General features: G+C 65.9%; 10 protein-coding genes and 1 riboswitch. Of the genes, 6 read left to right on the forward strand and 4 right to left on the reverse strand.

What is annotated here, in order from left to right:
- Positions 1-7 precede the first annotated feature (7 nt).
- The 6 genes from gcvH to gcvP all read left to right on the forward strand — a co-directional run bounded on the left by gcvH (position 8) and on the right by gcvP (position 6,695).
- On the forward strand, positions 8-406 hold the full coding sequence (gene gcvH / locus A5782_RS10825) for a glycine cleavage system protein GcvH (RefSeq protein ID WP_067099247.1): 399 nt from the start codon (positions 8-10) through the stop codon (positions 404-406).
- 306 nt (positions 407-712) lie between these two features.
- The gene (gene garA / locus A5782_RS10830; RefSeq protein WP_369815618.1) at positions 713-1,186 is read left to right on the forward strand and encodes a glycogen accumulation regulator GarA; all 474 of its coding nucleotides are present in this window, start codon (positions 713-715) and stop codon (positions 1,184-1,186) included.
- Entirely contained in the window at positions 1,186-1,941 is a 756-nt protein-coding gene (locus tag A5782_RS10835) for a MerR family transcriptional regulator (protein WP_067099251.1), read from the forward strand. The genes garA and A5782_RS10835 overlap by 1 nt, the downstream gene beginning before the upstream one ends.
- Positions 1,942-2,053: 112 nt before the next feature.
- Complete coding sequence (locus tag A5782_RS10840) at positions 2,054-2,548, forward strand: bifunctional nuclease family protein (RefSeq protein WP_067099253.1); 495 nt, start codon at positions 2,054-2,056, stop codon at positions 2,546-2,548.
- A 356-nt stretch (positions 2,549-2,904) separates the two neighbouring features.
- Positions 2,905-3,534: a MerR family transcriptional regulator gene (locus A5782_RS10845; protein WP_007771372.1), complete on the forward strand. Its 630-nt coding sequence runs from the start codon at positions 2,905-2,907 to the stop codon at positions 3,532-3,534.
- Positions 3,535-3,596: 62 nt separating this feature from the next.
- Positions 3,597-3,693, forward strand: a riboswitch (glycine riboswitch).
- 176 nt (positions 3,694-3,869) lie between these two features.
- On the forward strand, positions 3,870-6,695 hold the full coding sequence (gene gcvP, locus A5782_RS10850; RefSeq protein WP_067099255.1) for an aminomethyl-transferring glycine dehydrogenase: 2,826 nt from the start codon (positions 3,870-3,872) through the stop codon (positions 6,693-6,695).
- Between the two features lie 19 nt (positions 6,696-6,714).
- Here the strand turns inward: gcvP and A5782_RS10855 are convergent, their stop codons facing one another.
- The 4 genes from A5782_RS10855 to A5782_RS10870 all read right to left on the reverse strand — a co-directional run bounded on the left by A5782_RS10855 (position 6,715) and on the right by A5782_RS10870 (position 11,862).
- The gene (locus A5782_RS10855; RefSeq protein ID WP_067099258.1) at positions 6,715-7,359 is read right to left on the reverse strand and encodes a TetR/AcrR family transcriptional regulator; all 645 of its coding nucleotides are present in this window, start codon (positions 7,357-7,359) and stop codon (positions 6,715-6,717) included.
- 111 nt (positions 7,360-7,470) lie between these two features.
- On the reverse strand, positions 7,471-8,439 hold the full coding sequence (locus tag A5782_RS10860; RefSeq protein WP_067099261.1) for an oxygenase MpaB family protein: 969 nt from the start codon (positions 8,437-8,439) through the stop codon (positions 7,471-7,473).
- Between the two features lie 28 nt (positions 8,440-8,467).
- The gene (locus A5782_RS10865; protein WP_067099264.1) at positions 8,468-9,358 is read right to left on the reverse strand and encodes an oxygenase MpaB family protein; all 891 of its coding nucleotides are present in this window, start codon (positions 9,356-9,358) and stop codon (positions 8,468-8,470) included.
- Between the two features lie 365 nt (positions 9,359-9,723).
- Complete coding sequence (locus tag A5782_RS10870) at positions 9,724-11,862, reverse strand: substrate-binding domain-containing protein (protein ID WP_067099266.1); 2,139 nt, start codon at positions 11,860-11,862, stop codon at positions 9,724-9,726.
- Positions 11,863-11,877: the final 15 nt, after the last annotated feature.

Below are 11,877 nucleotides of genomic sequence, written 5' to 3' on the forward strand. Positions count from 1 at the left end.
AACACTCGTGAGTGATATCCCACCCGATCTGCGCTACACCGCCGAACATGAATGGGTTCGTCGAAGTGGGGATGACACCGTGCGAGTGGGCATCACCGATTTTGCGCAGTCGGCGTTGGGCGATGTGGTTTTCGTCCAGCTGCCCGACGTGGGCACCGAGCTGAACGCGGGCGAATCCTTCGGTGAAGTCGAATCCACGAAATCGGTGTCCGACTTGTATGCCCCGGTGTCGGGCAAAGTCTCAGCGGTCAACACCGATCTGGACGGCAGCCCGCAATTGGTGAACTCCGACCCATACGGGGCCGGTTGGTTGCTGGATGTGCAGGTATCCGAGGTCGACGATTTGGAGTCAGCCATTTCTTCGCTGCTCGACGCTGAGACCTACCGCGGAACGCTCACCGAATGACGATTGCTAGTGTCCCTGCAGCCCCGCACCGCCGGCGAGCGGTGGGGCCAGGGTACGGGGGAGTCGAAGTTTCGGGATCGTCAGGTGGTGGGCGCATTGCAGGCTGGTGCGCGGTACCGTCGACACATCGACCTTTGAACACCTTTGAAGACCTTCGAAGATCGCTGAAAGACACGTGACGGACATATTGAACGTACGAGAAGGCAGTAATCGGCATACCGGGCAAAGAAACCTGGTGCGAAAGCCGGCCGAGCGGCCCGGACAGACAACGCCACAGCAGCCAGTGAGGAGCAGCGCGTGACGGACATGGACTCAGGCAATCAGCAAGACCAGAATTCGGACGAAGTCACGGTAGAGACGACTTCCGTGTTCCGTGCCGATTTCCTCAACGAGCTGGACGCTCCCGCACAAGCGGGAACCGAGAGTGCGGTGTCCGGAGTCGAAGGACTCCCGGCCGGCTCGGCGTTGTTGGTCGTCAAACGGGGACCGAATGCGGGCTCGCGGTTTTTGCTGGATCAGGCCACCACGTCCGCCGGCCGGCACCCCGACAGCGACATTTTTCTCGACGACGTAACCGTCAGCCGTCGGCACGCCGAATTCAGGTTGGAAAACAACGAATTCAGCGTGGTCGACGTTGGTAGTCTCAACGGCACTTACGTCAACCGTGAGCCCGTGGACTCCGCGGTGCTTGCCAACGGTGACGAAGTGCAGATCGGTAAGTTCCGCTTGGTGTTCCTGACCGGACCCAAGCAGGGTGAGGATGGAGGATCTTCAGGCTAGTGAGCGCACCCGATAGCTCGGCACTGGCCGGGATGTCGATCGGGGCGGTCTTGGAATTGTTGAGGCCGGACTTCCCCGATGTCACCATCTCCAAGATCCGCTTCTTGGAGGCCGAGGGACTGGTGACGCCGCAGCGGGCCGCGTCGGGGTATCGAAGGTTCACCGCATATGACTGCGCGCGCTTGCGGTTCATCCTTACTGCGCAACGTGATCACTACCTGCCTCTGAAGGTCATCAGGGCCCAACTGGACGCCCAACCCGACGGCGAGTTGCCACCGGTCAAAACGTCCTACTCCGTCCCGCGGTTGGTGTCCGTGGCGGGAACCGGGGAAGCCGGCGCCGGGATGGACGCGGGCTCCGACACGTCGGCGGTGGCCCCCACCCACGTCCGGCTGAGCCGCGAAGAATTGCTGCAGCGCGCGGGCGTGGATGACGAGCTGCTGACTGCGCTACTCAGGGCCGGGGTCATCACGACCGGGCCCGGCGGTTTTTTCGACGAGCACGCCGTCGTCATCCTGCAATGCGCGCGAGCGCTGTCGGACTACGGTGTCGAGCCGCGGCATTTGCGCGCTTTCCGCTCGGCCGCCGACCGGCAATCGGATCTGATCGCCCAAATCGCCGGGCCGATAGTCAAAGCCGGCAAGGCCGGGGCGCGCGATCGCGCCGACGATTTGGCGCGCGAAGTCGCGGCGCTCGCCATCACGTTGCACACGTCGTTGATCAAAGCCGCCGTTCGCGACGTTCTGGATCGCTGAGGACTAGACTTCGGTCGACAGCTTGGTTTTCGGCGGTAGGACGGATTTTTGACCTCGCCGTCCCTGGCGAGCACCAATCCGACCGGCGCCATAATGCGGAGGGCAGACACAAATGGGTGAAGTTCGTGTTGTCGGCATTCGCGTAGAGCAGCCGCAGAACCAGCCGGTGTTGTTGCTGCGCGAAACCAACGGTGACCGTTACCTTCCGATCTGGATCGGCCAGTCCGAGGCTGCCGCCATCGCACTCGAGCAGCAAGGCGTCGAGCCTCCTCGCCCGTTGACGCACGACTTGATCAGGGATGTTATTGCCGCGCTTGGGCATTCGCTGAAAGAAGTGCGGATCGTCGATCTGCAAGAGGGCACTTTCTACGCTGACCTGGTGTTCGACCGCAACATCACGGTGTCGGCCCGTCCCTCGGACTCCGTGGCGATCGCGCTGCGCGTCGGCGTTCCCATCTACGTCGAGGAAGGCGTGCTCGCCCAGGCCGGCCTGCTGATCCCCGACGAGAGCGACGAGGAAGGCGGCAGCGTCGTCCGAGAGGACGAAGTGGAGAAGTTCAAAGAATTTCTCGACAGTGTGTCGCCGGACGACTTCAAGGCCACCTAGCCCGCCGACGATGCGGCCCGCGCAGCGGGGGGTTGAGGAGGCGGGCAATCCGGCCTAGCCCGCCGACGATGCGGCCCGCGCCCGGCTGCTACCAGCAATTGGGAACGGCGGGTCGGCGGCTGGTTTAGCCTGAAAGGCGACATCACGGATGCATCTCAAACAACACGTGATGTCGACACGCTGGCGGATAGCTCGCCCACTTGGCCCCGCGGCGGCCATACTTTGATCGCGACTACAGGCGCGGCGGCTATCAGAGGGCGTAAGCTCTACTAGCACTCGGGCTTGAGCAAACGTGGCTGCGATGCAGCCTTCAGATGCAGCTAACGACGAGAGCGCGATCGCGGAGAGGAACCACCGTGAGCGAGCAGCCACGCCAAGAGCAGCTCAACCTAGCTGACAGCGGTAGTCCGGCGGCCAGTGACCGAAGCGTCACCGTAGCCAGCGCACCCGTGCAGCCCGGCCTTTTTCCGGACGACTCCGTGCCCGACGAGCTTGTCGGTTACCGCGGCCCGAGTGCCTGCCAGATCGCCGGAATCACGTACCGACAGCTGGACTACTGGGCACGCACCTCACTGGTCGTCCCGTCGATCCGTAGCGCGGCGGGCTCCGGCAGCCAGCGGCTCTACTCGTTCAAGGACATCCTGGTCCTCAAGATCGTCAAGCGATTGTTGGACACCGGCATCTCGTTGCACAACATCCGCGTCGCGGTCGATCATCTGCGTCAGCGCGGGGTCCAGGACCTGGCCAACATCACCCTGTTCTCCGACGGCACCACCGTTTATGAGTGCACATCGGCCGAAGAGGTCGTCGACCTGCTGCAGGGCGGGCAGGGCGTCTTCGGCATCGCCGTGTCCGGCGCCATGCGCGAGCTGACCGGCGTCATCGCGGACTTCCCCGGCGAGCGGGCCGACGGCGGCGAATCTATCGCCGAGCCCGAGGACGAGCTGGCGTCCCGGCGCAAGCACCGCGACCGCAAGATCGGCTGACGGCGCGCCTTCACGACACGCGACGGCGCGCTTCACGCGCCCGAGTAAACTGGGCTGCGCATCGCATTCGTGCGGGAGAGTTCGTGGCTGCCAGTCACGGACGCCGAAGGAGCAACACCTCTCCGTCAACCTCTCAGGCACCCGGACCGCGCGACATCATGATGCCTCTGGAAAGCGGTGCGGACCCGTGGGGTCCGCGCCCGCCGATGGGGAAAGGCGCTCAGACAGCATCGGGCGCCGAATCTCTCAGGCGCCCGGCGAACGGGTGAAGACAGAGGGAGAGGGCCGTTAGTCCTCTGCCTTGATATGTCTTCGTCGCCTACTCAGGAGTTCCCGTGTCCGATCAATTCACTTTCGCAGCTCGGCACATCGGCCCGGACAGCCAGGCCGTCGCCGCCATGCTCGCCGTCATCGGTGTCGAGTCCTTAGACGAGCTGGCCGCCAAAGCGGTTCCGGCCGGCATTCTGGACCGGCTGACCGACGGAGGCGTCGCACCGGGTCTTGATCAGCTGCCGCCGTCGGCCAGCGAAACCGAGGCGCTGGCCGAGCTGCGGTCGTTGGCCGAGGTCAACACGGTAGCCGTGTCCATGATCGGGCAGGGCTATTACGACACGCTCACGCCTCCGGTATTGCTGCGCAACGTCTTGGAGAACCCGGCCTGGTACACCGCCTACACGCCGTACCAGCCGGAGATCAGCCAGGGCCGACTCGAGGCGCTGCTGAATTTCCAGACGATGGTCGCCGATCTCACGGGCCTCGAGGTGGCCAACGCCTCGATGCTCGACGAGGGCACCGCGGCGGCCGAGGCCATGACGTTGATGCATCGCGCGGCTCGTGGCAAGGCCCACCGCTTGGCGGTGGACGCCGACGTCTTCGCCCAGACCGCGGCCATCTTGGCCACCCGGGCCAAGCCGCTGGGCATCGAGATCGTCACCGCCGACCTGCGTGACGGACTGCCGGGCGGCGACTTCTTCGGCGTCATCGCCCAGCTGCCCGGGGCCGGTGGCCGGGTCACCGACTGGTCCGACCTGGTTAAGCAGGCGCACGACCGGGGCGCGCTCATCGCCATCGGCGCCGACCTGCTCGCCATGACGCTGATCACGCCTCCCGGTGAAATCGGCGCTGACGTCGCCTTCGGCAGCACCCAAAGATTCGGCGTGCCAATGGGATTCGGCGGGCCGCATGCCGGGTATCTGGCGGTACACGCCAACCATGCGCGCCAGCTCCCGGGCCGGCTGGTCGGTGTGTCGTTGGATGCCGACGGGTCGCCGGCCTACCGGCTGGCCTTGCAGACGCGCGAGCAGCACATCCGCCGCGACAAGGCGACCAGCAACATCTGCACCGCGCAGGTGCTGCTGGCGGTGATGGCCGCGATGTACGCCAGCTACCACGGCGCCGAGGGACTGACCGGGATCGCGCGCCGCGTCCACGCTCACGCCGAGTCGATCGCCGCCGCCCTCGGTGATGCACTGGTGCATGACAAGTACTTCGACACCGTGCTGGCGCGGGTGCCCGGGTGCGCCGCCGAGGTGATCGCCGCGGCGAAGGCCAAGGGCATCAACCTGTGGCGGGTCGACGACGACCACGTGTCGGTGGCCTGCGACGAGGCCACCACCGACGACCATGTCGCGGCGGTGCTCGAGGCCTTCGGATTAGCAGCCGCTCAGCCGGTGTGCGCCGGCATCATCACCCGCACGTCGGAGTTCCTCACCCATCCCGCGTTCACCCAGTACCGCACCGAGACGGCGATGATGCGCTACCTGCGCGCGCTGGCCGACAAAGATATCGCCTTGGACCGCAGCATGATTCCGCTCGGGTCCTGCACCATGAAGCTGAACGCCGCCGCGGAGATGGAACCGATCACCTGGCCCGAATTCGCCCGCCAGCATCCGTTCGCGCCGGCATCCGACACCCCCGGCCTGCGACGTCTCATCGCCGACCTGGAGAGCTGGCTGGTGCAGATCACCGGTTACGACGCCGTCTCGCTGCAACCCAATGCCGGGTCGCAGGGCGAGTACGCCGGCCTGCTGGCCATCCACGATTACCACGCCAGCCGTGGGGAACCGCACCGCGACATCTGCCTGATCCCGTCCAGTGCCCACGGCACCAACGCGGCATCGGCGGCCCTGGCCGGGATGCGGGTCGTCGTGGTGGCCTGCCACACCAACGGCGACGTGGATCTCGACGACCTGCGCGCCAAGGTCAGCGAACACCGCGACCGGCTCTCGACGCTGATGATCACCTATCCGTCCACCCACGGCGTCTACGAACACGACATCGCGGAGATCTGCGCGGCCACCCACGACGCCGGGGGCCAGGTTTACGTCGACTGCGCCAACCTCAACGCGCTGGTCGGGCTGGCGCGGCCGGGGAAATTCGGCGGCGACGTCAGCCACCTGAACCTGCACAAGACGTTCTGCATCCCGCACGGCGGCGGCGGGCCCGGCGTCGGGCCGGTGGCGGTGCGTTCGCACCTGGCGCCGTTCCTGCCGGGGCACCCACACGCCCCCGAACTGCCCCAGGGGCATCCGGTGTCGGCGGCGCCCTACGGGTCGGCCTCGATCCTGCCGATCAGCTGGGCCTACATCAGGATGATGGGCGCCGAGGGCCTGCGGGCGGCGTCGCTGACCGCGATCACCTCGGCCAACTACATCGCGCGGCGCCTCGACGAGTACTTCCCGGTGCTCTACACGGGCGAGAACGGCATGGTCGCTCACGAATGCATCCTGGACCTGCGCGGTATCACCAAGTCCACCGGAGTCACCGTCGACGATGTGGCAAAGCGGTTGGCGGACTATGGTTTTCACGCACCGACCATGAGCTTCCCGGTGGCCGGCACGCTGATGGTGGAGCCCACCGAGAGCGAGAGCCTGACCGAAATCGACGCGTTCTGCGACGCGATGATCTCGATCCGCGCCGAGATCGACCGGGTGGGCACGGGGGAGTGGTCGGTCGACGACAATCCGTTGCGGGGCGCACCGCACACGGCCGAGTGCCTGGTGGTCAGCGACTGGGACCACCCGTACACCCGGGAACAGGCGGCCTACCCGCTGGGCAAGGAGTTCCGGCCCAAGGTGTGGCCCCCGGTGCGTCGCATCGACGGTGCCTATGGCGATCGCAATCTGGTCTGCTCCTGCCCGCCGGTGGAGGCGTTCGCCTGACGGTCCGGGCCAAAGATCCTCAGCCGGGCGCCTTTACCGGGGTCTGCACCACCAGCGGCACCAGATACCGGCGGGCGAAATCGCGGGCGTGGTTCAGGTTGTAGATCGGAATAACCGACTTCGGCGTCTTGATCAGCGAAATGATCAACCGTCCGATCATCTCGGCGACGACCTCGGTGTCGAGATCGTCGGCCAGTTCGCCGCGTTCCTGCCATCGGCGAAGCCAGGTGGCGATGTAGCCACGGGTCATGGCGATCAGGTTCTCATCGGTCAGGTACGCGGATAGTTCTCCGGCGGCGGGTGATTCGCGGATGCTTCGGGTGAGCAGCTTCGGCGCGGAGGCCTCGTGAACGAAGGCCGCGAAGACTTCGGCGATCCCTTCTTGCGGTGTCGCCGCCCGGCCCGCGACCTCGGAGACCAGGGTGCTCAGGCGCAGTGATTCGTCCATGATGGTCAGCCGCACCAGGTTTCGCTTGTGCCGGAAGCGGCGGTAGACCGTGGCGACACCGACACCGGCGGTGTCGGCGATGTCCTGCATGGTGGTGTTCTGGAACCCGCGCTCGGTGAAACAGGTGCGCGCCGCGGTGACGATCGTGCGCGCGGTCGGATCGAGCGTGGCCAGACCGTCGGGCACCAAAGCGAGCAGCATCGCGGGGTCTACCATCTGGCCTCCAGCCGATCGGGTGTCACGTCGATTCTGCTCTATCAGCCGCCCGTCTCGAAGGCCGGCACCGCGCAGCGGCATGGGTTCGATTCGACGATCTGTTGCGCCGAATCAGGCACGGTTCGGCGCGGCGAAGGAATCGAGCAACACCGAGCGATAGCGGTCGCGCAGCCGCTCGTACTGGTAACGGTTGTAGGCCAATGGCTCCAAGGTGAGCCGGCGCGGCAACCATCGCCAGCCCAGCTGCAGGGCGGTTACGTAGACGGCGAACTCGACTTGCTCACGCGTGCCCCACCGCACGCCGAGCAGCCCGCGCATTGTGGGGTGGGCGACCGCGGCGGAACAGACGACCACCGGCCGGGACGCCAGTGTGGTCATCAACGGCCATGCCAGTCGCAGCAGTGGCCGTATTTGCCGGGATACCAACAGCTTCGGGATGGGCGGCGCGACGAAGCTGCGGTTGGCGAATCGCAGAAAGTCGTTGTCGGCCAGATCTTTTGCGGCGACGGCGTTGTAGTACTCGAGCATGTCATGCAGGGTCGCCGGCAGCCTCGCCTGCTTGCTGGGCAATTCCAGAAATTGCAGCTCGGTCCTCAGCGTCTGGTAGACGACCTCCTTCTCGGCCGGGGTGAGCCGACGACCGCATACCCGCAGATAGGCCTGATACAGCAGGTTGAGGCCGCTCACGGCCACCCAGATCCACACCTCGGGATTCAGTGCGCTGTAGCGGGTGTCGCTGAACGAGTCCTTGCCGGTGCCCTGCACGTCTCGATGCAATCGTTTGAGGTCGGCCCGCGACTTCCGCACGTCCGAACTGTCACCGAACGTCGAAAGGGCGGTGAACGCGAAGCTGCGGATGCCGCGGTCGGTGAAGTTGTCGGCGAACCGCCCGCTGCGGTCCACCGCCGCCGCGATTTCGCGGTGCGCCACCTGGTCGAGGGCCAGGCGACCGAATGCCGCGGCCAATGGCGACCCCGCGAACCATCGGACGTCGTCCGCCAATTCCCGATGCACCTCGTCTGGTTCGGACCGGATGCCGGATTCGTTGCCCCGTCGTCCGGTTCGCGCTGTCGTCGTCATGCCGCTCCTCCTGGGCGTGAGTTGGCCGTCATACCACGGTTGCCCCGGTGAGGTGACGCAAGCGCATGTCCCACACCACCGCCTGCACACCCAGGCGCACCAAGAACCGTGGTGTGAACAGGTCCAACACCCCGAAGGCACGTTGCCAGCGGTCGAATCGGCGTTGCTGCGCGTCCGACCAATCGAACCCGAGCTTGTCGCGCAGTTGCGGCGGCAAATATCCCAGCGTCATGAACAGGTTCCATCCGCCGAACAGTGCCGAAACGGGGGCGGGCAGGAAAGCCAGGCGCGCGATGCCGATCAGATAGCTGCGCATTCGTTCGTCGAAGTCCAGTCGATCGAGTTGCTGCTGCCAATAGAGGTCAGCGGCCGCGCGGTTGGCGGGCCACATTTCCGGCGGCACCTGCAGCGTGGTCGCGAATACCGACGCGGCCCGGTGGACGGTTTCGGGGTCGTGACGCGATCGGCCACCCCGCAGCTTGCGCGTGTCCTCGAAGACCGCGGCCATGCAGGAAGCCACCCAGAGCTGTAATTGGGGGTCGAATGCGTTGTAGCGCACCGGGCTTTGCGGACCGGAGCGCACCTGGGCGTGTGCGGCGTTGACGGCTTCGCGATACACCTCGCGATCCCGGGCATTTCCGGCGATCGCCACCGCAATATAGGTGAAGGTGGTCCGGGCCCGTTTGAAGGGATGTTTGTGCAGGTTGCCGCTGTCGACCGTGCTTTCCATCACGCCGTAGGCCACGCCCGAATTCGCCAGCTGCATCACGACATTCGCCGCACCATAGGCCGGGGACAACCAGGGCGATATCTCCTCGGCCAGAAACGACGTCTTGGCGTTATCGGTGTCCGCCCGCTGGGCACGCCTATCCAGCGGGACCGGTGCGCCCTCGGGATCCGCGGGTTGGGGATGGGCCATGGTGCGCCTTCCTGGATTGACCGGCAGCTCAACTAGATTCGGGCACGCCGGTTCGGCTTGTGTAGCGGACATTGTCGACTACGTCTCTCCAGGCTCCCGCACCTGATAGAAATCGAAGCGAATTCTATCGTGGAGTCTGGCACAGGCCGCCATCGTTTGGATAGAGACCGCGCGGGTCTTATTTCAAGATCAGCGCGGAAATCGGGCGCTGGACCGCTGCTCACCGCACATTCCTCGACGCCCGGGACCACCGCAAAGTCGCGTGCAGGTTGTGCAGACCGGTAGACAGAGGCGATCCGGCTATCACCGACCGCGCTCGGCCGCATGCAGCGCCGACCCACGTGAGGTGGCGCCGACTACCGCCTTCAGCTCAGAAAGGCGTTGACCGCCGAGGCGAGGTCGGGGGAAGCCGATGTCGTGAGGTTCTGATAGCCACCACCACTGAGCTGGGCGACGGCTTCCCAGGTCGCCCGGTCCGGGTCGGCACCGAAATCGATGACATTGACCGCGATGGGTTTGGCCGGATCGGCACTCTTGCGGATGAAATCTTGCAGCCCCGGCCCGTCCAAGCTCTGGTCGGTGTGTGGCCCGGCGGTGATCAACAGGATGGAATTGGTTTGTCCCGCATGATAATTGGTCTGCATATCCTGGTAGAGCATCCGCAGTGTGGTGAATGACACCGCACCACCACCCGACGAGTACTGCTTGTCCAGCGCGGTGGCCAGCGCGGCCGAACGGGGCTGTCCATTGACGGCGTCGGATAGCGGCCCGCCGGCCACCTCCGAGCGGCCTTCGTGGCCGTCGAACGTCCACAGGCCGACCAGCGCCGTGCCGGGCAGCGCTTTGATCTTGTCCTGCAGCGCCCCGATCACGTTGGCCAGCCGGGATTTTCCGCCTTCCTGGCCGGGCATCGACTGGTCGAGCATGATGGTCGTGGCCTGCCCGCTCGACGGGCTCGCCATGGCCTCGGCGAGGGTGGCCCGCATCGGGTCGTCACCCACCGACAGCGCGGCCGGCAGCGCCGGGAAATTCGTGACCGCACTGCTGGGCGGTTTGACCCCGTTGACGCGGAAGCCGGCCTTGGCCAGCTTGGTCAGTTGGTCGGACTTGTGCATGAAACGCGAGAACTCGCTGGCCGCCGAGGCCTGTTCGCGGCTAAGCCACGAACCGCTGAGCAGCACGGTGGGGTAGTCGGCAACCGCCGCAGACCCGGGTGGAAGCCAGAAAGCCAAGGTGCCCTTGGCGTCTGGCAACGATTGGCCGCGCTGGAAGAGTTGCTGTTCGGTGGTGACCACGGCGTGTACCGGGGCGGTTGCGGCGTCACCCGGCTTCAGCAGTGTGTTCATCGCCTCCGTCAGCGAGCTGTCGGCCAGTTTTGGTTGTGCGCTCAACAGGCTGCGCACGGCGCCGGTGCCCTGCGTCGCCGGGGCGCCGGGCGGTACCGACCCGGCCGCCACCGCCTCTCCGGCCAGAAACGCTGCGTCCCCGTTGCCGTTCATCGGCAGCGCCAATCGCAGCGAACCCCACGCCGGTAAGTTCAGCCCGGCCAACGCATTCGGGTTGGTTTGCAGCCCAGGCAGCGCCGCCCACGTCTGGTTGGACAGGGCCGGCGCAAGTTGGGGGCGGATGGCCAGCACCACGGGCGAGGTGACCAGCGAATGGCTCTCGGTGACGGTTTTTTGCGCCGTGGCCCCGGCGAGTCGCGCGGCGGCAATCGAACTGCCCGGAATCCACAACGCCGGCTGGCCGCCCAGTTCGGCCGGCCATTTGCCGATGAATCCGTTGAGCACAGCGTCGGAGTTGGCCGGCTTGACGCTCACCACCATGCAGTGGTCACCGACCGGCCCGGCGGATTTGTTGTAGCTTTCCGCGAATTGCTGAATGGAATCGGCGATCGACGGGTCGGCAACGACGGCCACCGTCTCCTGGCCTCCCACACAGCGGCTGGCCGCCTTGTGCGAACGGTTGGACAGCGCGTCACCGAAGAAGCTCCACAGGATGACCGATCCCACCACGACGACGACCGCGACCAGCGCCACGATCACGCCGATGCTGACACCGCGGCGTCCACCGTCGCTGCGATGACCACCCCGCCAATCGGCGAGCCCACGATGACCACCCCGGAAGAGTGACGATGCCGACGCCGGGGGCTCCGGGCTCGACGGGGCAGCCTGCCGCGACGGAAATTCCGGGTAATCGTCGGCGGTGCCGTCTACGAACGCATCCCCGGCGCCGTAGGGATCGTCCTCACCGGCCAGGTCCGCCTCATCCGCCCCGGACTCGTCGTCGGGATGGCGACGCCCGTCGGAGTAGTAACCGTGCTGTGAGTAGTCATCCCCGTCGGAATAGTCACGCTCATCCGAGTAGAGGTCGGCTTCCTCGTCGACGCCGGCATCCCGGGGGCGATCTCCTGCCTCTTCACCTCGAGACGGCTCGCCGACGACGTCGTCGCGAGATGGCTCGTCGAGGGAGTCGTCAGGGTCGGGTGCACTGTGCCTACCCATTGCAGTGCCCGCGGC

The sequence above is a fragment of the Mycobacterium sp. 852002-40037_SCH5390672 genome (assembly GCF_001665875.1).
GTDB lineage: Bacteria > Actinomycetota > Actinomycetes > Mycobacteriales > Mycobacteriaceae > Mycobacterium.

Excerpts from the sequence above, each read along its gene's own strand:
- garA (WP_369815618.1), top strand. The coding sequence starts at position 713 with ATGGACTCAGGCAATCAGCAAGACCAGAATTCGGACGAAGTCACGGTA.
- A5782_RS10840 (WP_067099253.1), top strand. The coding sequence starts at position 2,054 with ATGGGTGAAGTTCGTGTTGTCGGCATTCGCGTAGAGCAGCCGCAGAAC.
- A5782_RS10855 (WP_067099258.1), bottom strand. The coding sequence starts at position 7,359 with ATGGTAGACCCCGCGATGCTGCTCGCTTTGGTGCCCGACGGTCTGGCC.
- A5782_RS10860 (WP_067099261.1), bottom strand. The coding sequence starts at position 8,439 with ATGACGACGACAGCGCGAACCGGACGACGGGGCAACGAATCCGGCATC.
- A5782_RS10865 (WP_067099264.1), bottom strand. The coding sequence starts at position 9,358 with ATGGCCCATCCCCAACCCGCGGATCCCGAGGGCGCACCGGTCCCGCTG.
- A5782_RS10870 (WP_067099266.1), bottom strand. The coding sequence starts at position 11,862 with ATGGGTAGGCACAGTGCACCCGACCCTGACGACTCCCTCGACGAGCCA.